Here is a 25,670-nt window from a genome sequence, read left to right on the forward strand (position 1 = left end):
ATGGCACGCCGCAAGCTCGCTGCCGAAATGAACGTCGTGCCCTATATCGACGTCATGCTGGTATTGCTGGTGATCTTCATGATCACCGCGCCGCTGCTGACCCAGGGGGTGGATGTCGATCTGCCCGATGCCAATGCCGAGCCCATGGCGGTCGATTCCAATAACGAGCCGGTGATCCTATCGGTCGATGCGGCAGGCGACATGTATTTGTCCATCGGGCCCGACCCCGAATCGCCGATTGGTCGTGAAGAAGTGATCCGCATCGTCGAGACCGCGAAACGTAGTCGCCCGGATCTGTCGGTGGTGCTGGAAGGCGATGGCCGGGTTGATTACCAGTCGATCATGCGGGCGATGACCACCTTGCAGGCCGCCGGCATCGCCCGCATCGGCTTTGCAGCGGATCCGGAAGTCCTGCAGCCCTCGGGTTCCTGATGCGTCGACTTTTGCTGCGAATGACACCAGGCATCGGGCCGCGCTGACATGTGGGGCACGCGTGTTGATGTGGCGATCGCGCTCGTTGCGGCCCTGTTGGGGCACGCTGCGCTGGCCGCTTTGCTGTTCTTTGGGCTTCCGCTGTTCCAGAGCGAACCGGAACCCGTGCCCACCGTCGAAGCCCTGATCATCACGGATGTGGAAGGACGTTTGGGTCGCATTCAGCGCGAGCAGACAGAGGCCGCCGCCGCGAGGCGTGCCGAGGCGGTCAGGCAGCAGCGTGAACGTGAAGCCCAAGCGCAGCGCCGCGCGGCGGAACAGCTGGCGGCGCAGCGTGCAGCTGAGCAGGCCGAGGCCGAGGCGAAAGCACGACAACAGGCCGAGGAGCGCGCTCGCGAGCAAGCCCGCGAGGCCGCAGAACAGGCCCGGCAAGAGCAGGCCAAGCGTGAGGCGGAGGCCAAAGCACGCGCCGAGGCGGAAGCCAAGGCGAAGGCGGAAGCCGAGCGTAAGGCCCGAGAGGCCGAGCAGCGGCGTCTGGAGGAGGCGCGCAAACGCAAGGAAGAAGAGGCACGTCGTCAGGCCGAAGAAGCACGCAAGCGCGAGGAAGAGGAAGCGCGTCGCAAAGCCGAAGAGGCGCGTAAGGCCGAAGAAGAGAGGCAGCGTAAGGAACAAGAACGTCGCGAACGCGAGGCCGCCGAGCAGGCACGTCGTCGTGCGGCGCTGGCCGAAGCCATGGCCGCCGAGGAGAACGCGCGTGAGCAGGCGGCCCTTGCATCGGTTCGTGATGACTACGTCTTTCGGATCAAGCAGAAAATCGCCCAGAACTGGATCAAGCCCCCGGGCATGGGCGACGGCTTCGAATGCCGGGTCAAGGTGCGGCAGCTGCCGGATGGTAGTGTCATCGATGTGCAGATTGTCGATAGTTGCGGGAACCAAGCGCTCGATGATTCCGTCATAAGGGCCGTCAACAAGTCCGATCCACTCCCAACGGGCGATAGCAGGGTGTTCGAAGAAACCCTGATTTTCACATTCAAACCACAGGATCGCTGATGAAGCGCTTGTTACTCGCCGCCAGTTTGTTGTTCAACACGGCGCTGGCACATGCCGAACTCAATATCGTCATCGACGAAGGGGTGACGGGCGCCTTGCCGATTGCCGTGGTGCCGTTTAAATCGGATGGCCGGCTGCCCGTGGATGTCACCGAGGTGATCAAGGCCGACCTGGAACGCAGTGGCTTGTTCGAAGCGCTCTCAGAGGACCGGATGCTCGCCAGACCTAGCCGGCCCGAGGACGTGCAATTCCAGAACTGGCGGACGGCGGACGTCGACAACCTGGTCATTGGCGAAGTCACGCGCGTAAACGGCGGCGGTTACAACATCCGGTTCCATCTCATGGATGTTTATCGCGGCAAGCAAGTGATCGGCTACGACGTGCCGGCCACGCAGAACGGTTTGCGATCCGGTGCGCATCGCGTCGCCGATTTCGTCTTTCAGGCGCTCACCGGCCAGCGCGGCGTGTTCAATACGCGCATTGCCTATATCACGGCCAATGGCGAGATCGGTCAGCGGCGATACGAGCTCATCGTGGCCGATGCGGACGGTCATGACCCCCGCGCGATCGTGCGTTCGGCCGAACCGCTGATGTCACCAGCCTGGGCCCCCGACCGACGCAAGATGGCCTATGTGGCGTTTGACGATGGCGAGTCGGCCATTTTTGTGCATGAGCTACGCAGCGGCGTGGCCCGTGAGCTCGTGCGCAAGCCTGGGATTAACGGCGCGCCAGCCTGGTCGCCGGATGGCAAAAAGATTGCTGCGGCGCTGTCCTTTTCGGGCAACCCTGAGATCTACATTATCGATGTGGAAACCGGGGCCGAACGACAGGTCACGAATTCCTCGGCAATCGATACCGAACCGACCTGGTCACCCGACGGCAAGAAGATTGCCTTCACCTCGGACCGGGGTGGTCAGCCGCAGATCTACGAGCTGGACCTGGCGTCGGGCGATGTGCGTCGTCTGACCTATGACGGCCGCAGCAATGCCCGGGCCCAGTATGCGCCGGATGGCGAGAGCCTTGTTTTGGTCAACCTGGATCAGCAGGGGTATCGTATCGGCGTATTGGAGCTGGATAGCCGCCAGATGCGCATTCTCAGCAAGGGTCCGCTGGACGAAAGCCCCAGCTTTGCGCCCAATGGTGGCGTTATCATGTACGCGCGGAGCGGGGGGCAATTGGCGACAGCAACGACGGATGGTCGTGTCCGACAAAGCCTCAGCCAACAGGGAACTGTACGGGAGCCGGCGTGGTCTCCGTACCTGAACTGACAGCTTGCATGGGCTTCAGCCCACGGAATGGTCGCGGGGAATCATGCACCGATTTCTCATTATTAAAGGAATGACAATGCTCAAACGAATTGGCTTGTTGGTGGTAACGGCTGCTGTGCTGACGGGTTGCGCGAGCGGCGATGAGACGGCATTGGATCAGCCGGCCACGACGGAAACCCAGCCCGAAAGCTCGTTTACCACAGGGAGTGGTTCGGAATACGGTGAGGCAGAAGCCCGGCGGCTCGAGCGTCAGCGTGCGGCCGAAGCTGCCGCGGCAGAGGCCGAACGCCGCGCGGGGCAGGCCCTGCTGGAAGAGCGCACGATCTACTTCGAGTTCGACAGCGCAGAGCTGGGGTCCAAGGCCCGTGACATCATCCGCGCGCATGCGGACTATCTGGTCGCCAATCCGGGCACGAGGATTCGCCTGGAAGGACATACGGACGAACGTGGCACACGCGAGTACAACATCGCGCTGGGCGAACGCCGGGCCAAGTCCGTTGAACGGGCGATGATGCTCCGCGGCGTCGCCAAGAATCAGATCAGCGTCATCAGCTATGGCGAAGAGAACCCCGTCGCGCTCGGCAGCAATGAAGATGCCTGGGCCAAGAATCGACGCGTTGTCATCCAGTATCGGTAGTCCATGAAATCACGCATTCCCGGCAGCCTGGCGCTGCTCGCGATCGGCAGCCTGGCATCGGGCTGCGCCTCTTTCGGTTCCAATGAACCGAGTCCCGAACAACTGCGGCTGAATGCGCTGGAACAGCGCGCGGAGCGGGTGGACCGGCGACTCGAGAATCTGAATCTGGTGCAGGTGGCCGAAGCCGTCGATGGTGTAGAGGCCAAGATGCGTGAGCTCCGTGGTGAGGTTGAACGACTCAGCTACGAGCTGGAAGCGTCCAAGCGCCGGGAGCGTCAGCTCTACCTGGACATCGATAAGCGCCTCCAGCGTCTGGAGCAATCCGGCGTTGGAGCGCTGGCCGGATCGGCCAGTCCGGATGGGACGGCGCAGGTCAGCGCCGCCGAGGTGGCGAGCGACCCCGAGATCGAAAAGGCCTATGTCACGGCCTTTGATTTGCTGAAAGCCGGCAAGTTTGATGCGGCGATTCGTTCGTTCCAATCGTTCCGCAGCAAGTATCCCAACAGCGTGTACGCCGATAATGCCCAGTACTGGCTGGGTGAAGCGTATTACGTCAAGCAGGAATACGGCCCGGCTAACGAAGCCTTTGTCAGCATGATCCAGCGGTATCCTGACAGCCCCAAGGTGCCTGACGCATTGCTGAAGTCGGCTTATATCGACTATGAGCAGGGCAACTTTGGAGAGGCGCGGGCCACCCTTCAGCAGGTGCTCGAACAGCATCCCAATGCATCGGCAGCGAGCCTGGCACGTCAGCGGCTGGATCGCATGGATCGAGAAGGTCGATAGTCGTGGCAGCCCCCGCGACCCCACATCGGTCGCAGGAACTGCGGCTACGAATCACTGAAATCTTCCGATCGGTTCAGGGTGAGAGCACCCTGGCCGGCTTGCCGACCACCTTTGTCCGTCTTACGGGTTGCCCGCTGCGCTGCGGTTACTGTGATACCGCCTATGCCTTCCAGGGCGGGCAGTGGATGACCGGCTCCGAGATTCTGGACACTGTTCAAGACTTTTCGGTGCGTCATGTCTGCGTGACGGGAGGCGAGCCTCTGGCCCAGAAAGCGGCTCCCGCATTGCTTTCAACGCTTTGCGATGCCGGTTACACGGTGTCACTGGAAACCAGCGGGGCGTTGCCCATCGAAGGGCTGGATCGGCGAGTCATTGTCGTGATGGACGTCAAGACACCGAGCTCCGGTGAATGCAGCCGCAATCTGGCAACCAACCCTCAGGCGTTGAAGTCAGGCGACCAAGTCAAATTCGTGGTGGGTGAATCCGCGGATCTGGACTGGTGCCGCCAGTGGCTCCGCGATGCCGCGTTGCCGGCCGGCGTGGAAATCCTCTGGTCTCCGGTCTGGGAAACCATGTCCTTGCCGGAACTCGCGGAGTGGGTCGCCAGCTCCGGGGTGCCGGGCCGCCTGCAGTTACAAATGCATAAGATCATCTGGGGTCAGGAGCCGGGGCGATGAGCGCTCGGGCGGTGGTCCTGGTATCCGGCGGTCTGGATTCAGCGACGACACTCGCGATTGCTCGCCATGAGGGCTTCGAATGTCACGGCCTGTCGGTTCATTACGGACAGCGCCACCTGTCTGAGCTACAGGCCGCCAAGCGGGTGTGTTCGCATCTCGGGGCAGTGGATCATCGCGAAGTCGCCGTCGGGCTGGACGCGCTCGGGGGGTCTGCATTGACCGACCCGAACATTGATGTACCGACCCGCCAGACAGACGGCATCCCGGTCACCTACGTACCGGCGCGCAACACGGTCATGTTGTCGATCGCCATGGCGCATGCGGAAGTCATCGGTGCCAACGCTGTGTTTATCGGGGTCAACGCGGTCGATTACTCCGGGTATCCGGACTGCCGCCCAGCCTTCATCGATGCATTCGCCAACCTGTCGCGTTGGGCGACCCGCCAGGGTGTCGAGACGGGGCAGGGCTTGGCGGTCCACGCGCCGCTGATTCAGTTGACCAAAGCCGACATTATTCGACGCGGAGTCGCGTTGGGTGTGGACTACGCCATGACGGTGTCCTGTTACCAGGCGGACGCTGGTGGCGCGGCTTGTGGGGTCTGCGATTCCTGCCGAATCCGCCGTGATGGCTTTGCGCAGGCGGGTGTATTGGATCCGACCCTGTACCAGTCGGGCGCGAGCGGTTAGAATGCGCGCCCGCTCGGGCATGCTGTGGCGCAGACTGCGTCAGTCGGCCCGTAGCCACATCGATGATGTATTGCAGTTTTGGGTCGTTAGCTCAGTTGGTAGAGCATCGGACTTTTAATCCGCTGGTCGCTGGTTCGAGCCCAGCACGACCCACCATCTCGTTTCGATAGCGCCCCGTTCTTCGGGGCGTTGTTGGTTCTGGGGCTCAGGCGCTTGCACCGTCGCGGTGCTGTGTATGATCAGTGCCTGACCTGATCGTGATCGACCTGCATGCTCCGACGCCGACGTAACCTGATTCGAGTCCCCAAGGACCTCGCTACAGTCACCCGCGTGGATCAGAGTGCGGAAACGGACCCCGCCTCTCTGGGTCTTTCCGACAAAGGCCTGCGGCGGATCTGGACCAGCGTCGAGCATCTCTACCGGACGGGCACACAGCCGTTCATATCGCTAGGGATCTGGCGTCAGGGCCAGTGCGTCATGAAGCGGTCGATTGGCCACACGCGTGGCAATGCCCCGGGTGATCCCGCTGATGGTCGGGCGGTTGTCGGCAGTCCGGATACCCCGGTCTGTCTGTTCTCGGCCTCCAAGGCGATCACCGCGGTGCTGGTGCATCAGCTGGCGGAGCAGGGCCTGCTGTCGCTGGATGCCCCTGTGGCGGAGTATGTCCCGGAATTTGGCGCCCGCGGCAAGCATCGTGTCACCGTGTCGGAGCTGCTGGCGCATCGGGCCGGCATTCCTCGCATTCCCATGCGCCAACCGGACCCCAGCATTCTGTTCGACTGGGATGCGGCCGTCGATATGCTCTGTCGGGCCAAGCCGCTGCATCGGGGGGGCAAACAGGTGGCCTATCACGCCATCACCGGAGGGTTCATCCTCGGTGAAATTGCTCGGCGGGTGTCTGGTGAAGAACTGCGCCCCCTCATGGACCGCAATCTGCGAACCCCGCTCGGCCTCCAGTATTTCAACTACGGCATGCCGGCGGATCAGCGTCACATGCTGGCTCAGGATGCGTTCACCGGGCCGGTTCCGCCCATGCTCGTTGGGATGATTGCCAAACGCGCACTGGGTGCTCGGTTCGAGACGGTGCCAGACATATCCACCGATCCACGCTTCACCGACGCGGTGATCCCCGCCGGGAACATCTGCGCGACTGCCGATGAGGTATGCCGGTTTTACGCCATGCTGTTGCAAGACGGGCAGTGGCAGGGGCGGCAGGTGATGAAATCCTCCACAGCACGTCGTCTGCAGATGCCGGCGGCCGAGCGGCAGATCGACAAGACCTTAATGGTGCCGGTGCGATTCTCGGAAGGGATGCTGCTGGGGGATGCACCCGTGGGCCTTTACGGGCGCAACTCGGAAACCAGTTTCGGCCATCTGGGTTTTATCAACATCCTGTGCTGGGCGGATCCCAAGCGGCAGCTGGCGGTTAGCCTGCTGACCACCGGAAAGCCGGCGATGACACCGCATCTTTTCCAATTGGCGAGAGTGGTGACGTCCATCGGCCGTTTGCCGCCGCTGTAGCCCAAGGCGTCCACGCCTGGGCGCGGGGCCCAGGCGTGGAGGGCAGTCGCCCTACAGGCCGCCCAGGAACGCCAGCCCGGTGAGTGCAATACCCGAACAGGCGCCGGCAGCCGCCAGGAGTTCTGCGTAGTCCACGGTTTCGGCCGCGCCGCCATCGGGCGTCAGCGTGACCGTATCATCGCTGTTGAACTGGATGCTGGCAGTGGAGCCACCGCTGGTGATTTCGATGGTTCCTGCGGCAAATGGGCTGATCCCACTACCCGCATCCACCAGCGCATCCGTTGTCGCAATTTCAGCGGTGGCATTGGCGCAGCCGGCCTGTGGCACGGCGGGTGAGATGGAGAATCCCGTCGGGCCATCGATATAGTGACCGCTGCTGTCGGTGAACAGGCGGAACGGCGCATCATCCGTCCCTAGATACGACGAGAAACGCCCGTCGCTGGAGAAGTTCTGACCGTTAGCGCTGCCGCTCACGCTGTAGTCTCCACCCAGGCTGAAGATCAGCCGCTGGTCTTCCTCGCCTGTTTCGCTATCGTCCGAACCATCCACGCGAACACGGATGCCGTAGTCGATGTCGACAACGGTATTCGAGCCCTGCTGATCCGTGTCGAGGTGGTAACGGAGGCGATATGGCTGGTCTGCGCTCACGCCGACGGCAGCGTGCAGTATGGTTGCTGTCCCTTCTGAGACGTCACCGGATGCCGTTCGGCCATCGATTTCGAGGTAGTCATTCGCCGAGTCGCCGTTGTCCAGGTTGCCGGTCAGTCTGCAGGCATCAGCGGTTTCGCCGCTGAGGTCAAAGGTCTGATCAGTAAACGGTGAACCGACGGACTGACCCGAGGCGGTGTATGGGGACACGGAGCCCGAATCGCATTCCCCATTCTCAAAGGTCTTGCGTCTGCTCTCCGCACCCAGCGCACTGCTGACCTGATCGAGGCTGCTAATCATTTGCGCCAGTTGACCCGCCTGAGCACGGACCGTGTCGGCATCGCTGAGGTCCGCCGAACCAACGGGGCCGGTCTCCGAATCTGCGTTGCTATCGTCATCGCTACAGGCAACGAGACTGGCTGACAGCAAAACGACGGCGCTGGTGGCAAGTAGTGGTTTCATGGGAAGGACTCCGGCAGTAATTGATGGAATCCCCAGCATTGTCCAGCCCGGATTGCCCGGATAGACCCCATGCAGGGGGGGCGGAACTTTTCCGCGCGCTTGAGGACTCTCTATGGAAGCAAGGGGGCGTTCCGTAGGGGGGGCATTGTGTCGAGCACTGGGCCTGGCATGGGCCTGGTCCCCACTCAGGACGCGCTGATGAAACTTGTTGTGCCTTGGTTTTTACACGGTCGTACCACCACACTGCTGCGATCAGGCTTCTTGGTCTGGACGGTCATGTTGGGGGCAGGTCATGCAACCGCGGCCGATGCTTCCGGCAGCTCACAGCCTTTTGATTACGCCTGGCTCAAGGGCCAGGCCCGCAGCCTGGCGGAGCAGCCGTATGAAAGCCGGGAGGGTGAGATACCCGCCGTGCTCCAACGGCTGAGTTGGGATGATTATCAGGCCCTCCGGTTTGATCGACAGCAGGCGTTGTGGACCAGCCAGGACCCGTCAAACCGGTTCCGCGCGGAGCTGTTTCATCTGGGGCTTTACTTCAGGACGCCCGTGCAGATCCACCTGCTGGAGAATGGCCAGGCGCGGCCCATGGTCTACGAGCCGAGCTTGTTCGAGTATGGGGACTCCGGCATCGACCCGGGTGATCTACCGGAGGACCTCGGCTTCGCCGGCTTTCGATACCACTTCCACACTGACTGGGCACGGGACGTGTTCGCCTTTCTGGGGGCCAGCTACTTCCGCGCTGTCGGCAGCGAGCTGCAATACGGTCTGTCGGCACGGGGATTGGCGGTTGATACCGCAGAACCTGGTGGTGAGGAATTCCCGGTCTTCACCGACTTTTGGCTGCAGAAGCCGACCTCCGGATCTGACACCGTCACCCTCTACGCGCTGCTCGATTCTCCCAGCATCACCGGGGCGTATCGGTTCGATATCACGCCGGGTCCCACGTTAAAGATGTCAGTGGACGTGGCGCTTTATCCACGCACGTCCATCCAAAGACTTGGTATCGCGCCACTGACCAGCATGTACATGGTGGGCGAGAATGATCGTCGCGCCGACTGGGATTGGCGGCCCGAGATTCATGATTCGGATGGACTGCTGATGCACTCCGGTCATGGTGAATGGATCTGGCGTCCCTTGGTGAATCCTCCCGAGCTACGCTTCAACGCCTACGGCGACACCGACCCACGCGGTTTTGGTTTGCTCCAGCGTGACCAGGCGTTTGCCAACTACCAGGATGACGGCGTGTTTTATCACCGTCGCCCTGGCGTCTGGGTTCGTCCGCTGGGCGATTGGGGCGCGGGCAGTGTGCAGCTTGTCGAGATTCCCACTGTCGATGAAACCTTCGACAATATCGTGGCGTTCTGGAACCCCGATCGCCCCATCAAAGCCGGCCAGGAATGGCTGTTCAGCTATGAATTGCACTGGGGCACGCAGCGCATCCTGCCCCGCAGTCTGGGTCGGGTCGAGCAGACCTTTACGGGGCTGGGCGGGGTTGTGGGCCAGCGGCGGGACTACTACAGCAAACGTTTTGTGGTGGACTTCTCCGGTGATGTCTTTGACATGTTGGGTCCCGATGCGCGGGTCGAGCCGGTGATTCAGGCGTCGGACGGCAGGGTGGAGATCGCTTCAGCCCGCCCGCAGGTCTCGTTGGGTGGCTATCGGGCCCGTTTTGATGTGGTTCCGCCAGAGAAAGGGGCAGACGCGCCGATTAACCTGCGGCTCTACCTGACAGTCGATGGGCATCGCGTGACCGAAACCTGGCACTACCAATGGACACCGCCCCCGGTTGAACAGCGGAAGCTCCGCAATCCCGAACACTTGTAGCGCTGCCTCGACTGGCCGGTGGATGTGGGCCATGGCCAGTCGACCAAGCAACCGATACAGTAGCCTTCACTGCGCGTAGACAACAGACCGCCGGACAGACATCCCGTTCTGGGCAGCGTACCGGTGTTCGATCAAGACCAGACGTGAACGGCGACAAGCTGAAGATAGAGGAGCTGGAGCAACAGCGGGCCCGTGGCCATTATCGGCTCGTGTTCCATCCGCGTCTGGAAGCCGCCTTTCGTGCGTATTACCTCCGTTTCATGCGGCGTCACGTACTCAGCGCGCAGGTGGCTGCCGTCGTGCTCAGCCTGATCGCGGTTGGAGTCGAGCTGCTGATTGTCCGTCCGCCGCAGGCCGCACAAGCCGCTTTCATCGTGATTTTTCTGTTCGCGGTGCCCACCGGGGTCGTGCTGAGCCTGGTCTACTTACGCGCAGCGCCGCAGGCACGATGGCTCCACTGGGTGAGCGCAATGGTGGTCGCCGGCTCGCTGGGCTGCGCGTTTTACCTCGAAGCCTTATACCGCGCCCAGGGGCTGCATTACGGTTATCAGACCATCACGTTCGTACTCATCTTCAATTTTCTATTGCTGGGCTTGCGGTACTACCAGGCGCAGGCCTTGGCGCTCTCCGGTCTTGCGGCACTGACGATCATGCATCTTCGGATTGGCACTCCGGTACCTGAGCTTGCCCATGCGGTCTACAACTACCTCGCGGTCGCCACGTTGGCCAGTACGGCGGGTTACCTGCAGGAGTACATCGTTCGGACCAATTTTCTGGATCGCGGAATCCGTCGCCATCAGGCGCTGCACGATCGTCTGACCGGCCTGCTCAACCGTCATGGACTGGATGTTCACGCCGAACGCAGCTGGCGAAACGCCAGTCGTGAGCAAATACCCGTTGCGGTCGCGGTGTTTGATATCGACTGGTTCAAGCATTACAACGACGAGCTGGGTCATCCTGCGGGCGACGCCTGCCTGGCCCGTGTGGCGGGCGCGCTGCTGCGTCATGTGCGACGCCCCTTGGACTGCGCCGCCCGACTGGGTGGCGAAGAGTTTGCGGTGGTCTGGTACGACGTGGATGAGACGGCCGCGCAGCGCCTGGCAGAGCGGTTTCGCCAGGCCGTGGAGGCCTTACGCATCGCGCATCCTGCCCATGTCTCCGAGTGGGTGACACTAAGCGGTGGCGTCGCGGTGGTCAGACCAGGTGAAGGGACGAGTCTGAGTTCGGCGATTCTGGCTGCAGATACGGCGCTCTACGCCGCCAAGCGAAACGGGCGTAATCGTGTGATGCTGTTCAGCGAAGAAGCCGGAATGTAAACCCTAACGCCCGGCAGCCCCGGTCTGGCGAAGTTGTTCGGGGTTGGCCACGGCCATGGCTTGAGCGCCAAAAATGATCATGCGAACCATCGTGACCATTTGGTCGGCAATGGCTTCACGTTCCTGGGGTGAGGCATCGATCGCGGTGCCGCCCAGTGCAAATACCAGACGGGTGATGGCCTTGGCAGCCAATTCGGGGGCATGGACGCGCTGTCCGCGTTGGTCGGCCAGCCGGACCAGGTCGGTGCACAGCTCGTCTTCGAAGTACTGCAACTCGCGTTCGACGGCCTGCTTGAATGCATCGGAGCCGACGGTTCCCTCGCAGAGCAGGACATGCAACAACTTCGCGTCCGAGGCCAACTGCGCCATGAAGACCATGACCGACGGGCGGGTGACTTCCTGGGTGGAGGAAACCTGCAGGCGGGCATCACGGATGATCTGGCGCAGGCTCTGACCCGCCATGTCGATCAGTGCGACGGCAAGCTCGTCGACATCGCGAAAATGCCGATAAAAACTGTTCGGGGCGATGCCGGCCTCACGCGTGACCTCGCGCAGGCTAAGAGTCGAAACACTGCGATGTGGCCCGATCAAGCGAAGTGCAGCGTCAATAATGTCCTGTCGGGTAATCACGATGGGCGTGCGACCGAGTCGATACGGGGCGCCGATTGTACAGCGGTGCCGGCAGGTGGCAGCACCAAGCGCCTCGGCGACTGCGGCGCGCCGCCTGGGGTGAGATACTAGCGACCTCCGTCCCGGCTATCGGGGCTTCGCCTCCACAGGGCCAGACCGAGCATGTCCCCAACCGCCGAACACTTTGACGTCATCGTGATTGGCGGTGGGGCGGCCGGCTTGTTCTGCGCGATCACCGCCGGGGAACGTGGACGACGCGTGCTGGTCATCGAGCATGCCAACCGGGTCGGCAAAAAGATTCTTATGTCCGGCGGCGGGCGGTGCAATTTCACGCACCTGGAGGCCACCCCCGCACAGTATCTTTCGGCGAATCCGCATTTCTGCAAGTCGGCGCTCGCCCGATTCACGCCGTGGCATTTTCTCGAACGCGTGAACCGTCATGACATTGCCTGGCATGAAAAGACGCCGGGACAACTGTTCTGCAATCACTCGTCGAAGGATATTGTGGCCATGCTGCTAGCAGATGCCGCAGCGGCTGGCGTTACGATTCGGACGGGCTGTTCCGTTGTGCAGGTGGAGCACGCCGACCCGATTCGCGTGGCCACCGGGCAGGGCCTGGTCACCGCAAATCGGCTTGTCGTGGCCACAGGCGGGTTGTCGATCCCCAAGATGGGCGCCAGCGACTTTGGATATCGATTGGCTGCGCAATGGGGCCTGCCGTTGCAACCACGCCGGGCCGGGCTGGTGCCGTTTACGCTGCATCCACCCGTGCTGGCGCAATGGTCACCGCTCGCGGGAACCTCTGCCGAGGTTGAGGCTGTGATCCAGGCCGGTGATCAGAACATCGGGCCTGCATTCCGCAATCACATGCTGGTCACGCATCGCGGCCTCAGTGGGCCGGCCTTATTGCAGGTGTCCTCCTTCTGGCAGGACGGCGCGGAGCTGGTGATCAACTGGATGCCCGGCGCCGCAATCCTCGAATGGCTGGAGCAGGCCCGAGCGCAGACGCCGCGGCGAAAGTTGAAGACGCTCATCGCCGACCGGCTGCCGCTACGCTTGGCGGAGCGATTGGAGCAGGTGCTCGCTGATGCCGCGGTGCCTATGGATGGAACCATCGCAGATCTCAGCCGACAACAGATGGGGCAGGTGGAGCAGCTGCTTGGCAGCATGCGCTTTCAACCCTCCGGAACCGAAGGGTATCGCACGGCAGAGGTCACGCTGGGTGGGGTGGATACCACGGCCTTGTCGTCCAAAACCCTGGAGGCGCGGAGCGTGCCGGGTGTGCATTTCATCGGAGAGGTTGTCGATGTGACCGGCTGGCTGGGTGGCTACAATTTCCAGTGGGCCTGGGCGTCCGGGTGGGCCGCCGGCCAGGCGGTTTGATCGCGCCTGGCCGACGGGGCTGGATGCAAGGATGGCTGGGTCTAGTCGTCGCAGCCGGCCAGCGTGACATCGATTGGCCCGTCGCTGTCGATGCTCAGCTCCGCATCGCAACTGATTCGGGCCCGTTCCGGGTGAATCGTGACCGTTGCAATGTTGGTCGCGGACAACACAATCCGGTCTGCCGCAGGGATGCTCTCCGGATCGGCCCATACCAGTTGGCGGCGTAGATACGGTGCCGGGTCATGGTGGCCACCGGTCAGCACGCCCGCCTCAGGGGCCAGCGATTCCGGGACGGCATCGGCGAGGCCAAAACCTTCCGATACGACATCGATGGTGCCGGTCTCCAACTGGGGGTCGCGTAACGTCAGTTCCGATAGCCAGTAGGCGCGATCTGCGATGACATCGACCCGGGGCTCGTCCTCGCCGGGCGCCAGGACATAGGTGATGTGGTGGGGGTCGCGCAGCACCTGCGCATCGCCGACCGCATCAGCCATTGGCTGGTAGTAGTCGTAGGTGGATGGCGTGAGATGGTCCCAGGTCTGGAACAGGTAGGCATCGTAGCGGTAGCCCAGCTCATCCAATGCCGTGACCGCGGCCTCGGTGGTGGTGACCGGCTGCAATTCATCCAGCAACGCGGCCCACATGGTCGTCGGCACATTGCGCAAGGACGCGAGACGCGGTTCGGCATCGCCAGCTCCGGCAACCACCGGGTACAAATAGCCGAAGAGATCCGGATAACGAGGCGCCAGTCGATAGGTGCCGATCCCGCCCATGGAGATCCCACCCATGGCCACCTGGTCGGGGTTGAGGCGGTAATGCCTGGCCACGTCGGCCCAGACCTCGAAGGTGTCTGCCTCGGCCACGTCGAAATAAAACCCGTCGGGTCCACGGCCGGCCGGCGTGACCACCAAGTGGCCGAGGCCGCGCTCGCCAAACTGGCTGGCATGCCGGGTATCGAGGTATTGATTGTAGTTCGCGGAGAGGGCGTGGAGCATCAGCGTCAGCCCGAAACCGGCATCGGGTTCGGGTCGCTCCGGAACATACAGGGTGTAGGGCTGTAACTGCCCAACCATCACGCCATCGCAGGGCCTGGCTGCGCTCACACCGCCGCAGGCGCGTTCGTAATCTGCGCCCTGGCCGAATGTGTACCGGCTTGCGAAGATGCGGTTCATGGGACCGGTGGTCGGCACCTGGGTTTCGTCCCGGTCTCCCCGACGCAGTTTGGCGAAATCGACCCGCGTGTGCAGCGGGCTGACATCACCGGTGGCCAGCGTGTCGGCCTGGAGCTTCTCGCGCCAGAAACGAGCCTGGATTCTTGCGGTCGCAGCCGCATCGGCAATGGTACGACCCTCGCCCGGTGCAAAGGCCGGCATCGGCTCATCAAATCGAAAACCCATATTGAACAGGGCAGCGCCCAGCGGGCTGGCGCCGCCCGGTGTCGACGCATCGGCGACCGCCGCCGGTTGGAGATACTGCTCGTTCTCGGCATCCCAGAGCCCGACCCCAACGGCCATGCGGACCTCCGCGTCACCCGGCTGCCAGCTGGCTTCGTCCACCCTGACTTCAAGCTGGCGGCGCTCCATATCAATGCGCAGCGTGGGTGCGGGGAGGATCGGCGTCCCTTCGGCCTGGTGTAGGTAGGCCTGCCCATTGGCCACGGTGACGAAGTACTCGGCCGGGCTGCTGACACCGGCAGCGTAGGGCCAGGCGACGCTGGAGTCGCTTTCGCCCAGGGCGATGGTCGCGGCGACCAGGGTCGGGTCGATCAAGGTATTGAGCGTTAATCGAAACAGCGTGGCACCTGGAACCGGCTTGACGCGGAATTCGACGAGATCCGCTGCGTTGTTCGCATACGCCGGATCGGTCGGATAGGTCAGCGATCCGGCCTTGGGCGAGAACAAATAGCTGGTCCCACCCTTGGGGTCATTCGGGTCGGGCAGGCCCAAGGCACCATGATCATCAAAGAGCCAATCCTGGTAGATGTACTCACCACAGCGATAGGCGGCCGCGCCCGAGATCAGTATCGGCGGTGCCTGCCACTCGCCAGTGTTCTCCAGCTGAGGTGCCCGGGGTGGATCCATGTAGAGCACCGCGGGGCCAGGACGAGGTGTTACATCGACGGGGAGCGACTGGGGCCGATGATCCACGGCGGTTTCGCCCAGGCAGTCGATCGCGTCGACAGTTGGGTTGCTGCCGACGGGACTGGCCGTGAAGTCGCTCTGGCCACAGGCGCTAAGCAGGGTGCCCAGTATCGCCAGTGGAATGAAGCCGTATCGGCTGCGAAGTGCTTGGGTCATGTGGTCTCCTTGAGGCTGTTCATGCAGTCAATCGTTCTATTCGTCTCGTACCTGCCGTGTTCAGGCGCCCTGCAGGCCAGCAACCAGGTACTGGTAAAAATGTCTGCGCAGCGCATCGGCCTGGTCGGGATGGGCCAGGGCGAGCGCGCCAAAGGGCGAACGGCGTAGATAACTCCGGTCCGACAGGCCGTGATACACATTGGCCATGGTCATCAGCAGCCGCAGTTGCAAAATCTCAGTATCAGTCGCTGGCCATGGGTGGCGCCGGAGCAAGGATTCGGCACGCTGTAGCGGCATGGCATGCAACTCGGCCGATAACTGCTGCCCGTCTTGACCGAGGTCCCAGACCAGCCGCGCGAGAAACCGGACGGCGCTGGGACCATAGGTCTTGCTGGCGTAGAGTTCCATCACCGGGTCGTAGAGCGCCTCAACCACGGCCATTGCCTCAGGTGCCGTCTCGCGGGCCAGTGCATCAAAGCGCTGTGACCAGCGAGGTTGCAACCATTCCCCCAACTGCTCGACGATGCCGGCGACCAGACCGCTGCGGCCGCCGAAGTGGTAATGCAGTGCCGAGCTATTCTGCGCACCGACCGCTTGGACAACGCGACGCAGTGCCACCGCGTTGAGGCCTTCATCGGCAAATAGGCGCATGGCTTCCAGCAGCAGCCGTTGGCGTGTTGAGCCCGCGTTGCTGCGTTCAGCGGTCATCCGGGCACTGGCGTAGCAGGTCACCGCAACGCGCCGGCTGGCCGTCACGCAGCGGAAAATCGCGGGAGGATCGGTAGTAAACGCTCAGCCGTTCACGCCAGTCATCATCGGCCAGCAGCCGGGCGTCGGCCGTTTCGTAACCGGGCTCTCCGGGTTGTTTCAGCCACCGATCAAACCAGGCCAGCGTGTAATGCTGAGCCAAGGGATTGCCCCAACCTTGCTCATCGTCGCCACCCTGCCAGGCGGTCGCCGGGAAACCAGGCAGCAGCGACCACTCGTAATGTGTCCCACCCCGGATATTGACCTGCATGCTGGGCACACCTGCCGCCTGCCATTGCAGGAATCCCTGGCGTTTTTCGTCCAGGTCGGGCGGTTCGCTCAGTGGCGCTGGTGCAAGAAAGTAGTCGCCAGCCTGCCCCATGGCGGGGACACGCGGCACGACATCGACACCGTCCAGTGAGGTTGAAAGACTTAAATTGTCCCAGGCCACCACGGCATCGATCGGATTATCGGCCTGAGAGGTCCCGGGCCAAGGCTGTTCACCCTGGACGACGCTCACGCCCGTCGCACCCAGCGAGTGACCGGCCACACCCAAGCGATCGCGATCGAAACGGTCGTGGATCGGGTTGAATGGAGTGGTGACGGCTTCACCCGCATCACCTTCATAGCCGGGTGATCCGGGCAGGTTGTGCGGATACGGGGCATCGGGCGTGGAATAGAAGAAGTCGATGGCGTCGATCAGATTGCGACGGAACACCACGCTGTTGATGTTGCTGCCGCGCTGGCCATCCGGCGTCTGCGAATCGGAGCGACCCTGACCGCGAGGGTCGAAGGTCATCACGAGGTAACCATTTCGAACCAGTTGTTGGGCCGCCCACCAGTACAGTGTTTCGGGGGCCTGCACCGACCCGTTGATGATCACCACAGCGGGGAGCTGTTCACCGGCGGTCGCATCTCGGGGTGCCCAGACGCGGCCGCTGAGGCGGGCGCCTTCCGAGTCATAAAAATTGACCGGAGTGACCTCGCCAATTTCATCATAGAACGGGTCGGTTCCGGGGTAGCGAAAGGGGTCGCCCGTACACGGCCCCGCCCAGGATGCACAGGCATTTTCTCCGGAGCTCCAATGCGGATCTTCGGCGCTACGCGCCGAGTATTCCAGACGATTGGCCGTGCTCTGTGTATTCCAGACCACCTGAAAATTGGGATCGCTCGCCTGCATCTCGGGCGCTTCGGTCGTGCGTGCGTAGTTCTCCGATTCGCGGGCAAACCAGGCCGGTTCGGGGTAGCAGGGTTCGTCGAACCGTTCGCAAAACGGGGTGTCATCGGGAACAGCTGCGGTGTCATCGCGTTCGGATTCCGATCCAGCATCCGAACCACAGGCTGATACCAACAGGGCAGCACTGGCCATTACGACCAATCGGGCCGCGGGTCTCCATCCGCACATACGTCTCTCGCACTTGTTGTGTTGTCGTTGTTGTGGCGACGGTGGATTCGATGCCGCCGTGCCGTTTTCTCGCTGATGTCCGCAAGCCTGCGTCGATTCATTCAGCGGATTAATCAATGTGAATTAATTCCCGCGCGCGCGTCAAGTCTTTGTGAAGAAGGGCGCTGACGAGTGACCTAAAGGCGCCTGATCAGGGGGCGCCTTTGGGGGTGTGAATCGCGGCTTAGCGCGCGCGCAGGCGGCCCGATTGGATCATCTGCGCAAACATATCCTGCATGGAGGCTTCCAGCGGTCGGAACTCAAGGCCCAGCGACTGTACGGCCTTGCTGTTGTCAGCCTTGAATGCGTGGCCGACATTGCGGCTGACGAAGGTCCGTGACAGCCCTTGACTGGGACCGAGCAGCCAGAGCAGCCACTTAGGCAGGTGTCGACGCGGGAGGGGGTACTGGTCGTAGGTGGGCCGTAGGGCGTCCGCCATCTCCAGCAGGGTGGTATTCCAGGCGTTAACAATGTGTCGTCCTGATGCACCGGGCGTATAACCCGCTTTGACATGCGCCTGTGCAAGATCGCGGACATCGATCACACCCATGCCCAGGTCGGGTGCACCCGGTTTCATGCTGCCATCACCCAGCTGCTTGACGATGCTGAAGCTCTCAGACGTGGCATTGGGGTTGATCGGTGGGCCGATGACTAGCGACGGGTTCACCACGACCAGGTCCCAGCGATCCTGGCGCTCGGCCATGTCCCAGGCTGCGCGCTCAGCCCGTGCTTTGGAATACTGGTAGGGGTTGTGCGCAAGCGAAGAACTGGTATTCCAGTGCGCTTCGGTTAGCGTGCCGCCGGGCTTCTCTGCGCAATCAATATTGTCGCCATAGATGGCGGCGCAACTACTGGTCAGCACCACACGGCGCAGCGTCTCCGTCCGGTTTGCTGTGTCCAGGACATTCTGCGTGCCCTGCACAGCCGGATCGACCAACTCTGTTTGTGGATTCTTCACACGCATGGTGAAGGGCGATGCCGTGTGGAAGATCAGCTCGCAGCCCGCCGCTGCCTCATCGTAGGAGCCGGGGATCAACAGGTCAGCCGAGAAAAGCTTCAATGTGCCGGGCAGGGTCGCGCCAAGCTCGATGAGCGGCCCGACCTTCTCCTTGTTCTCAGGATCACGGACCGCTGCATGGACCGTTTTGCCATCGGCGAGCAAGGCGCGCGTAAGCCAACTGGCCACAAAGCCATTGGCGCCAGTCACCATGACGGGAGCGTCGGGGGAAATATCGGTCATGCGGGGGTGTCCTTTGGTAAGAGAAAAGTCGCGGCGGACGGATCGAGGCGCGCGCGATCCGAACGGCGCCAACAAAAACGGGCGAAAGAGTCAGCCTCTTCCGCCCGTAATACGCGCTGGTCGGGTTCAATCCCGACCGGGGCGGCCTAGACCCAGCGGCGGCGCAGTCCGGCCAGCAGCAAGACCAGTACGGATAACCAGCCCAGCGAGCCACTGCCGCCCGAGCTGTTGCGTTCGGCCGGGTTGTTCGGCTCACCACCCGGTGTGGGTGCGACAGCGACGGTGATCTTGGCCTGGGAGGTTCCACCCTGATCATCGGTCACGGTCAGGCTCGGCTCGAACTCGCCGGCACGCGTGTAGGTATGCACGACGATCGAATCCGTGCCTTCCACCGAGCTGCCGTCCCCGAAATCGAACGCATACGACACGATATTGCGACCCTGGGCGGCAAACGAGGCCGAGCCATCAAACTCCACACGCAGTGGGGCGGGGCCTTCGGACCGGTCGATGCTCAACTGGGCCACCGTGCCGTTGTCCGGATTGGTGACCGTCACCGTGAGCGTGGTCCGGATGACCGTGATCTCGGACTGATCGGCCTTGCCGTCTGCATCGCTGACCACGACATAGGCGTGATACGTGCCCGCCTTGTCATAGGTGTGGGTCGCGGTTTCCGATGTCGTGGCCGGCATGAACTCCTCTGCCGAAGCCTCGTCACCGAAGACGAACTGATACATGAAGCCGTCGGACTCGATGTTGTCGCGGTTGCTGTAGCCGGAGTCCTGAGCGTTGAACTCGACGGTGAAGGGCGCCTCGGCCTCAACCATGCTGGTCTGCTGGCCATTGACGGTCATCACGGCGACGATGTCTTCGCCCGGCTCGTTGCCGTTCTCGCAGGCCGCCGGATCCTGGTCGGGATTCGGCGTGGAGGGACAGTTGTCGATTTCATCCCGGACACCATCGTTGTCGCTGTCGGTGTCGTCCTGCGAGTCGCAGGCGTCGCCGGTTCCATCGCCGTCAGTGTCGTCCTGCCCGGGGTTCGAAACCATGGGGCAGTTGTCCTGCTCATCCGCAACACCGTCGCCATCAGAATCCAGCGGCACGACATCACCGCCGAGCACGGCAGCCGCCCGGGTGACGTCAGGCGATCCATCCTCAGCCAGATCGTAGATCGGCAGGGCGACGGAGCCGGTGATGCTCACGGCCGGGATCGTGGCGTCGCGGGAGAAGCTGCCGAAGAACTGGGTATGCTGCGGGAAGAACAGCAGCGCCAGCTCATCGCCAACTTCCAGGCGCTCGGCCACCCCGACCAGGTCCACCGAATGCGTGCCCAGGCCCCGAATCGGGTGGAGCTGGTCATCGATCAGCGGGTAGTTGGGCACCTGGCTACCTGCCTTGCGCAAACCCAGCCCGACATAGGTGATGCTGTCGCAGCCCAGCCGCGCGGTCGGAACCAGCGGTGCGCTGCAGTCCTGCACGGCCTCGTTGCCACCTGCCAGGCTGCTAATCGTCACATCCAGGTGAGGCAGCCCCATCAGCAGGCCCTCTTCAGCCACGGTACCGAGCGGGACTTCCGCGGGCAGATTGCCTGCAATGCCGGTGATGCCCAATGTGCCGTTGCGGACCGTGGTGGCGGGCACATCGATGCGGGTAAAGCCGGGTTTCTCGCCGCCTTCAAAACCCTGTTCGGGCTGTGGTGCGAGCACATCGGCTTCTGCGATGGTGACCGAGGTGTCGTCGCCCAGAGCGAAGCACACCGTGTTGACTCCGCTGTCCGTGCCATTGCCTCGCAGCAAATCATCAAAGATCTGCTGGCGGTCGAACGCGCAGCTGCCCGATTCGCTGGCCTGACTGTCGGGCGCCTGGGCGAACGGCAGCACGTGTCCGCCGTTATGCGTGGACAGCGTCACGTTAGCACCCGCTGCGGCGAGGCACTGGGTGTTCCACCAGGCCTCTGTGAGCGTGAACAGCGTGTCGGGCATGCCCTGGGTAATGAAGATGTCCACCCCGTCCAGATAGTCCGAACTCACGGGTCCGACCAGAAAATCGCCCAATCCAGCGCGGCCGTCAGAGCCCGTAGCGGGGACCGGATTGGCGCCCGCGAAACCCATCGGAACCGCGTCGGGGCCGTAGGGCACATAGGGGCGGAACGGCAGGTTATTGGCCTCACACCAATGGCTTAGGCTGTGGTAGCGAAACCAATCCAGGGCCGCTCGTGGGAACTCGTTCAGGGAGGCGCCGCGCACGACGGTCTCCTTGATGAACGGGTCCTGGCCGTCGCCCAGCAGCGGGCCGGCAAAAGGATCGGACTGCTGGCCCAGGGCCGCAAGCGCTAAATCCAGACTGGCGTTGCCGCTGGCTTCACCAATACCGACCAGGGCCAGTGACCACAAGGTCTTGACGGTATCGCCGGGGTTGAGCGCATAGCGCAGGTCGTGCCAGGTGATGTCCGGCTGGAGCACATCCAGACGCTTCTTGGCATCGGTCATGAGCAGCAGCAACTGGTATCCGCCGCCGTAGCTTCCCCCGGTCGCGCCGACAACGAGGTTGGCACCGTCGGGCGTGCTGGTCTCCGCACGGCTCGTCCACTGGCCGGTGGATTCATCGCGCCAGGCCAGGTAATCAAGGTTTTGCTCGGCCCAATCGAGAATCTGGTTCAGGTATTGACCCTCGGCCTCCGGGTCCATGGTGCGGACCGTACCGCCGGACTCGCCGAACCCGCGCTGGTCGATTGAAATCACGGCGTAGCCGGACGCGCGGTAGCTGGAGAAACCATTATCGGCGGTGTTGCGACTGCCGCCGTAGCCATGCCCCTGCAGGATGAGCGGGTGGGCACCGTTCGAGGCATTGGCGCAGTCGATGCTGTCCGGCTCGAACACCTCGAAGCTGTTGGCAAATCCGTCCGGCGCTTCCAGGACGACGTGGTAATGACGTCCACCGGTGGTCTCGGTATCGGTCTCACAGGAAGCGTTAACAACGGGTGCGGGTGATTCGGAGCCGGGCAGGTCCTGTGCATGGCCGACAGCGGCCAGACAGGACAGCGCAGCACCCATGGCGACCCCAAGGTGCAGGTGTTTCATTGTGTCTCCTCAGTCCGGCCGGTCGATGCGGGCCGGGTTGTTATCGTGGTGCAACCAAGACGCCGAAGGATGGTTTTCGACGTAAAGAACATGTTAATCCACCGGGGCGCTTTGCACCAGTGGTAAAAACGTCCCTACCGAACGGGGGTGGCGGCACTTGGGACTCAAGAATTCGTTAAGTTTGCCGACACGCAGCGCATAACAAGCATTGACCATCGCAGGGACGCTCGGACTGACGTGACCACCGACATCGCAAAAATCATCGCCGGGGAATCGGTCCGGACCGTGTTTCAGCCGATTTATCGGGTTCGCGACGGCGCGGTCTCCGGTTTTGAGGCCCTGACACGAGGGCCAGCGGGACTTTGGGAAAGTCCGGTCGAGCTGTTCCGTGCCGCCGAACGTGCAGGCCTGGAGGCGGAACTCGATGCCGTTTGCCGCAGAAAGGCGGTGACGTGATTCAGTGATCTGGGCCTGCCAGGCCTGTTGTTCATGAATGTGTCGCCACAGGTGCTGCTGAGCATGCTGGACGTTCATGAGCGGGTTCCGGACTGGATGCAGCGCCACGGTGTCGATCCGGCATCGGTGATTGTGGAGATTTCCGAAAGCAAGCCATTCGATGAGATCGAGGCGGTCATCGATGCCATCCAGATTTACCGGCAGGCCGGGTTTCGGTTTGCCCTGGACGACCTGGGCGCCGGGTACGCCGGATTGCGGGTCTGGTCGCAGCTACGACCCGCCTTCGTCAAAGTGGATCGCCACTTCGTCGCCGACTGCGACCAGGATCCGGCAAAACGAGAGTTTCTCCGGTCGATTAAGGGAATCTCCAATTATCTGGGCTGTGAGGTCGTCGCAGAGGGCATCGAGCGGGAGCAGGAAGCCGCCGTCATTCGCACGCTTGGTATCGACCACGCGCAGGGCTTCGGCTTGGCCCGCCCGGTGGAGTCACCGCCTATCGACAGCACCACGGTGTTTCAGGAGCAGGGCGGCTACGGGCGAGGACTGGGACTCACCGAATCGCTGGCAAGCCTGATACAGCCCACCGCAATCGTCGCTCCTGACGATACGGCCGAGTCGGTGCTGGACCGAATTCAGGATTGGGAGTCGCTGCCAGACATCCCGGTGGTCGATGACGGGCGTGCCGTCGGGTCGGTCAATCGGGTGCGTCTGCTGGATCGATTTGCTCGACGCTTTACGCGGGAGCTGCATGGGCGTGAACCCATCGTGCAATTTCTGGATGACCTGGCGCCCGTGCTTGAGGTGGATACGAGTATCGAAGAGGCGAGCCGGCGTCTGTCAGCGAGGTCGCCGGATGTGCTGCCGTCCTGTGCGGTTGTTGTGGAACAGGGTGTTTATCGGGGGGTAGTGCCGGCCAGCGCATTAATGAGGCGGCTCAGCGAAGCCCAGATACGCGCCGCGCGCTACAGCAATCCATTGACGCTTCTTCCGGGCAATGTCCCGATCGTCGAACGCATCCAGGCCCTGCTGGATCGTCGGTCCGACTTCAGCGTCGCCTACTGCGATCTCAATCACTTCAAGCCGTTCAATGACGTGTATGGGTATGCGGTCGGGGACGAGGCGCTGCAGCTCATCGCGGAAATTCTGGCCGAGCACATGGCGGGCGAGGACGATTTCATCGGCCATATCGGCGGGGACGACTTTGTCGTCGTCAGCGAATCGGAGCGTTTCGAAGCCTGCGTTCGGCGTGTCGCGGAGACGTTCGCCGAGCGGGTCAAACGCTTGTACCGACCCGAGCATCTGGCCTTGGGCGGCATTCTCGCGGTGGATCGGGCCGGACGGGAGACGACGTTTCCGCTGATGCGCCTGGCCATCGGAGTCGTCAGGCCAGATCCCCAGCAGTGCCAGTCACATCACGATGTCGCCACGATGGCCAGCGACGCCAAGCATCAAGCCAAGCTCGCCGAGCCCGATTACGTCTTCTTCTGCCGAAGGCGGTCTCCATCGGCGGTGGTCGAGGTCGGAGATAAGCCGGACGAGGACGATGAATTTCAGCTCTACAAGCTGTAGTGCGTCTGCCTGTGGGTTATCGCGACGGGGGACGGCGGTCTTTCCAGTGCGTGATGTCTTCCCACAGCGTTTCGATGGCCGCCCGGATCTCATGCCAAGCTTCCGCACCGGCGGTACGCAGGTCGGCCAGCTTGTGCTCGGTCGAGGCCAGGTGGGCCTCCAGCCGGTCGATCTCTTCGTGCTGGGATTGCTGACTGACCTCGTCGTGCTCGGCACGTAGCTCTTCAAGCGTGCGGCGCGCCCGATCCATCCGGGCTTCCAGATCCGATAGGTCGTTCTTGCTGTCCATCGCGTGCTCCCTAGTTAAACACGAACACCATGGCGCCCGGCACCAAGAAGAAGACACCCAGGATATAGCTCAGTGCCAGTGATTTACGTTCGCTGGCCACACCCGCAAGTGTTTCGGCGCAGCGAATGGGGAAATCGGTGACATGCGTCGCTCGAAGCCAGTTGGGGATCAGGTAGATCACCAACACGCCCAGCACGTTGTAGATGAGGTGCACCAGTGCAATCTGCAACGCTGCGCCTGCCAATGTGCCCGACACGGCGGTTGCGGCCAATAGTGCGGTGACACAGGTTCCGATGTTCGCGCCCAGCGTAAAGGGATAGATGTCCTTGGTCTTGAACACGCCCGAGCCGGCCAGCGGGACCATGAGGCTGGTGGTTGTCGACGAGGACTGAACCAGGATGGTCACCAGGGTTCCAGAACCGATGCCCGACATCGGTCCGCTACCGATTGCAGCGTGCAGGATGCGTTTGGCCCTGCCGACCAGGGCCGATCGCAGCAGCCTGCCAACCCGAATCACCGCCACAAGAATCATCACAACGCCCAGTGCAACCATGAGTACGCCCGTGAGCATGTCATCGAAACCCAGCCCGCGCAGACCGCTCTGGATCAGCTCGACGCCTGGTTTGGTGAGCGGCTTCATGAAGTTGAAACCCTTGATCGACAATTCCGCATCGGAGGCGAACACGTTGACCAGGGCAGCGGCTGATTTCTGCAGAAACCCGGTCATGATCTCCAGCGGAAGAAAGACCAGGACGCTGATCAGGTTAAAGAAATCATGCACCGTGGCCGCTGAGAACGCCTGTCGGAATTCCTGTTTCTCACGCACATGGCCGAGGCTGACAATGGTGTTCGTAATCGTGGTTCCGATATTCGCCCCCATGACCATCGGAATCGCGATGGACACCGGGAGGCCGCCGGCCACCAGGCCCACGATAATGGAGGTGACGGTGGATGAACTCTGGATGAGTGCCGTGGCCAGGGTGCCGATGATCAAACCCATAAAGGGGTTGGTGGCAAAGGCGAACAGGGTTTCGGCATCCTCTTTTGCGGCCGTTTTGAAGCCGGTTCCAATCGTGGCAACGGCGACCAGCAACAAGTAGATCAACGCAGCAATTCCAAACCAGAGCAAAGCGCTCGAACGCGGTTGCTCCAACTGGCCCAGCGGCTTCGTGGTTTCAGTCATGTGATGGTTGATTTCCGAGGTTGGCTGTTACGCGTCAATCGGTGGAAG

The 25,670-nt window shown here is 62.4% G+C and carries 21 protein-coding genes, 1 tRNA gene and 1 pseudogene; 14 read left to right on the forward strand and 9 right to left on the reverse strand.

Going from position 1 to position 25,670, the window contains the following annotated elements; translation table 11 throughout:
• From tolR to DEH80_RS02995, 9 genes are all read left to right on the forward strand, one after another.
• A complete protein-coding gene (gene tolR, locus DEH80_RS02955; RefSeq protein ID WP_109718968.1) occupies window positions 1-432 on the forward strand; it encodes a protein TolR in 432 nt (143 codons plus the stop codon).
• 69 nt (window positions 433-501) lie between these two features.
• The gene (gene tolA / locus DEH80_RS02960) at window positions 502-1,482 is read left to right on the forward strand and encodes a cell envelope integrity protein TolA (protein ID WP_165831257.1); all 981 of its coding nucleotides are present in this window, start codon (window positions 502-504) and stop codon (window positions 1,480-1,482) included.
• A complete protein-coding gene (tolB, locus tag DEH80_RS02965) occupies window positions 1,482-2,750 on the forward strand; it encodes a Tol-Pal system beta propeller repeat protein TolB (RefSeq protein ID WP_109718970.1) in 1,269 nt (422 codons plus the stop codon). Before tolA ends, tolB begins: the two co-directional genes overlap by 1 nt.
• 76 nt (window positions 2,751-2,826) lie before the next feature.
• Window positions 2,827-3,387 carry a peptidoglycan-associated lipoprotein Pal gene (gene pal / locus DEH80_RS02970; protein WP_165831258.1) on the forward strand — a complete coding sequence of 187 codons (561 nt, stop codon included), beginning with the start codon at window positions 2,827-2,829 and terminating at the stop codon, window positions 3,385-3,387.
• 3 nt (window positions 3,388-3,390) lie between these two features.
• Window positions 3,391-4,173, forward strand: a complete 783-nt coding sequence (gene ybgF / locus DEH80_RS02975; protein ID WP_109718972.1) for a tol-pal system protein YbgF — start codon at window positions 3,391-3,393, stop codon at window positions 4,171-4,173.
• On the forward strand, window positions 4,170-4,850 hold the full coding sequence (gene queE, locus DEH80_RS02980; RefSeq protein WP_438938285.1) for a 7-carboxy-7-deazaguanine synthase QueE: 681 nt from the start codon (window positions 4,170-4,172) through the stop codon (window positions 4,848-4,850). Before ybgF ends, queE begins: the two co-directional genes overlap by 4 nt.
• A complete protein-coding gene (queC, locus tag DEH80_RS02985; RefSeq protein WP_109718973.1) occupies window positions 4,847-5,536 on the forward strand; it encodes a 7-cyano-7-deazaguanine synthase QueC in 690 nt (229 codons plus the stop codon). Before queE ends, queC begins: the two co-directional genes overlap by 4 nt.
• An 80-nt stretch (window positions 5,537-5,616) precedes the next feature.
• Window positions 5,617-5,692: transfer RNA gene (locus DEH80_RS02990), tRNA-Lys, on the forward strand.
• A gap of 114 nt (window positions 5,693-5,806) precedes the next feature.
• Entirely contained in the window at window positions 5,807-7,057 is a 1,251-nt protein-coding gene (locus tag DEH80_RS02995; RefSeq protein ID WP_109718974.1) for a serine hydrolase domain-containing protein, read from the forward strand.
• 51 nt (window positions 7,058-7,108) lie between these two features.
• Here the strand turns inward: DEH80_RS02995 and DEH80_RS03000 are convergent, their stop codons facing one another.
• Window positions 7,109-8,167, reverse strand: a complete 1,059-nt coding sequence (locus tag DEH80_RS03000; protein ID WP_109718975.1) for a hypothetical protein — start codon at window positions 8,165-8,167, stop codon at window positions 7,109-7,111.
• A gap of 198 nt (window positions 8,168-8,365) precedes the next feature.
• Here DEH80_RS03000 and DEH80_RS03005 point away from each other — a divergent pair, with 198 nt between their 5' ends.
• Window positions 8,366-9,991, forward strand: coding sequence for an OpgD/OpgG family glucan biosynthesis protein (locus tag DEH80_RS03005; protein WP_109719032.1), 1,626 nt, complete (start codon window positions 8,366-8,368; stop codon window positions 9,989-9,991).
• Between the two features lie 143 nt (window positions 9,992-10,134).
• A complete protein-coding gene (locus DEH80_RS03010; protein ID WP_109718976.1) occupies window positions 10,135-11,307 on the forward strand; it encodes a GGDEF domain-containing protein in 1,173 nt (390 codons plus the stop codon).
• 3 nt (window positions 11,308-11,310) lie between these two features.
• Here DEH80_RS03010 and fabR read toward each other — a convergent pair whose 3' ends face one another.
• Window positions 11,311-11,937, reverse strand: a complete 627-nt coding sequence (gene fabR, locus DEH80_RS03015) for an HTH-type transcriptional repressor FabR (RefSeq protein ID WP_207774425.1) — start codon at window positions 11,935-11,937, stop codon at window positions 11,311-11,313.
• A gap of 162 nt (window positions 11,938-12,099) precedes the next feature.
• Here fabR and DEH80_RS03020 point away from each other — a divergent pair, with 162 nt between their 5' ends.
• Window positions 12,100-13,320, forward strand: a complete 1,221-nt coding sequence (locus DEH80_RS03020; RefSeq protein WP_109718978.1) for a BaiN/RdsA family NAD(P)/FAD-dependent oxidoreductase — start codon at window positions 12,100-12,102, stop codon at window positions 13,318-13,320.
• A 41-nt stretch (window positions 13,321-13,361) separates the two neighbouring features.
• Here DEH80_RS03020 and DEH80_RS03025 read toward each other — a convergent pair whose 3' ends face one another.
• The 5 genes from DEH80_RS03025 to DEH80_RS03045 all read right to left on the reverse strand — a co-directional run bounded on the left by DEH80_RS03025 (window position 13,362) and on the right by DEH80_RS03045 (window position 22,125).
• On the reverse strand, window positions 13,362-15,617 hold the full coding sequence (locus DEH80_RS03025; protein ID WP_109718979.1) for a DOMON domain-containing protein: 2,256 nt from the start codon (window positions 15,615-15,617) through the stop codon (window positions 13,362-13,364).
• A 60-nt stretch (window positions 15,618-15,677) separates the two neighbouring features.
• Window positions 15,678-16,325, reverse strand: a complete 648-nt coding sequence (locus DEH80_RS03030; RefSeq protein ID WP_133249092.1) for a TetR/AcrR family transcriptional regulator — start codon at window positions 16,323-16,325, stop codon at window positions 15,678-15,680.
• A complete protein-coding gene (locus DEH80_RS03035; protein ID WP_109718981.1) occupies window positions 16,315-17,733 on the reverse strand; it encodes an alpha/beta hydrolase in 1,419 nt (472 codons plus the stop codon). Before DEH80_RS03035 ends, DEH80_RS03030 begins: the two co-directional genes overlap by 11 nt.
• Window positions 17,734-17,992: 259 nt before the next feature.
• Window positions 17,993-19,048, reverse strand: a complete 1,056-nt coding sequence (locus DEH80_RS03040; RefSeq protein WP_109718982.1) for an NAD-dependent epimerase/dehydratase family protein — start codon at window positions 19,046-19,048, stop codon at window positions 17,993-17,995.
• Between the two features lie 146 nt (window positions 19,049-19,194).
• Window positions 19,195-22,125, reverse strand: coding sequence for a PKD domain-containing protein (locus DEH80_RS03045; RefSeq protein WP_109718983.1), 2,931 nt, complete (start codon window positions 22,123-22,125; stop codon window positions 19,195-19,197).
• A 237-nt stretch (window positions 22,126-22,362) separates the two neighbouring features.
• Between DEH80_RS03045 and DEH80_RS17535 the strand changes: the two are divergent.
• A pseudogene (locus tag DEH80_RS17535) lies at window positions 22,363-23,292 on the forward strand (EAL domain-containing protein); the annotation flags it as partial.
• Between the two features lie 90 nt (window positions 23,293-23,382).
• A complete protein-coding gene (locus tag DEH80_RS17540) occupies window positions 23,383-24,150 on the forward strand; it encodes a GGDEF domain-containing protein (RefSeq protein WP_369122171.1) in 768 nt (255 codons plus the stop codon).
• A gap of 16 nt (window positions 24,151-24,166) precedes the next feature.
• Here DEH80_RS17540 and DEH80_RS03060 read toward each other — a convergent pair whose 3' ends face one another.
• Entirely contained in the window at window positions 24,167-24,439 is a 273-nt protein-coding gene (locus DEH80_RS03060; RefSeq protein ID WP_109718986.1) for a sll1863 family stress response protein, read from the reverse strand.
• Between the two features lie 10 nt (window positions 24,440-24,449).
• Window positions 24,450-25,622, reverse strand: a complete 1,173-nt coding sequence (locus DEH80_RS03065; RefSeq protein ID WP_109718987.1) for a Na/Pi symporter — start codon at window positions 25,620-25,622, stop codon at window positions 24,450-24,452.
• Window positions 25,623-25,670: the final 48 nt, after the last annotated feature.

Origin of the sequence: Abyssibacter profundi (assembly GCF_003151135.1) — a bacterium.
In the GTDB taxonomy this organism is placed as follows: Bacteria; Pseudomonadota; Gammaproteobacteria; order Nevskiales; family OUC007; genus Abyssibacter; species Abyssibacter profundi.

What these genes read in the sequence shown, in the direction of transcription:
- tolR (WP_109718968.1), top strand. Translation starts at nt 1, where the DNA reads ATGGCACGCCGCAAGCTCGCTGCCGAAATGAACGTCGTGCCCTATATC.
- DEH80_RS03035 (WP_109718981.1), bottom strand. Translation starts at nt 17,733, where the DNA reads ATGGCCAGTGCTGCCCTGTTGGTATCAGCCTGTGGTTCGGATGCTGGA.
- DEH80_RS03000 (WP_109718975.1), bottom strand. Translation starts at nt 8,167, where the DNA reads ATGAAACCACTACTTGCCACCAGCGCCGTCGTTTTGCTGTCAGCCAGT.
- queC (WP_109718973.1), top strand. Translation starts at nt 4,847, where the DNA reads ATGAGCGCTCGGGCGGTGGTCCTGGTATCCGGCGGTCTGGATTCAGCG.
- ybgF (WP_109718972.1), top strand. Translation starts at nt 3,391, where the DNA reads ATGAAATCACGCATTCCCGGCAGCCTGGCGCTGCTCGCGATCGGCAGC.
- pal (WP_165831258.1), top strand. Translation starts at nt 2,827, where the DNA reads ATGCTCAAACGAATTGGCTTGTTGGTGGTAACGGCTGCTGTGCTGACG.
- DEH80_RS03040 (WP_109718982.1), bottom strand. Translation starts at nt 19,048, where the DNA reads ATGACCGATATTTCCCCCGACGCTCCCGTCATGGTGACTGGCGCCAAT.
- tolB (WP_109718970.1), top strand. Translation starts at nt 1,482, where the DNA reads ATGAAGCGCTTGTTACTCGCCGCCAGTTTGTTGTTCAACACGGCGCTG.
- DEH80_RS03005 (WP_109719032.1), top strand. Translation starts at nt 8,366, where the DNA reads ATGAAACTTGTTGTGCCTTGGTTTTTACACGGTCGTACCACCACACTG.
- DEH80_RS03060 (WP_109718986.1), bottom strand. Translation starts at nt 24,439, where the DNA reads ATGGACAGCAAGAACGACCTATCGGATCTGGAAGCCCGGATGGATCGG.
- DEH80_RS03025 (WP_109718979.1), bottom strand. Translation starts at nt 15,617, where the DNA reads ATGACCCAAGCACTTCGCAGCCGATACGGCTTCATTCCACTGGCGATA.
- DEH80_RS02995 (WP_109718974.1), top strand. Translation starts at nt 5,807, where the DNA reads ATGCTCCGACGCCGACGTAACCTGATTCGAGTCCCCAAGGACCTCGCT.
- DEH80_RS03030 (WP_133249092.1), bottom strand. Translation starts at nt 16,325, where the DNA reads ATGACCGCTGAACGCAGCAACGCGGGCTCAACACGCCAACGGCTGCTG.
- DEH80_RS03045 (WP_109718983.1), bottom strand. Translation starts at nt 22,125, where the DNA reads ATGAAACACCTGCACCTTGGGGTCGCCATGGGTGCTGCGCTGTCCTGT.
- DEH80_RS03065 (WP_109718987.1), bottom strand. Translation starts at nt 25,622, where the DNA reads ATGACTGAAACCACGAAGCCGCTGGGCCAGTTGGAGCAACCGCGTTCG.
- DEH80_RS03020 (WP_109718978.1), top strand. Translation starts at nt 12,100, where the DNA reads ATGTCCCCAACCGCCGAACACTTTGACGTCATCGTGATTGGCGGTGGG.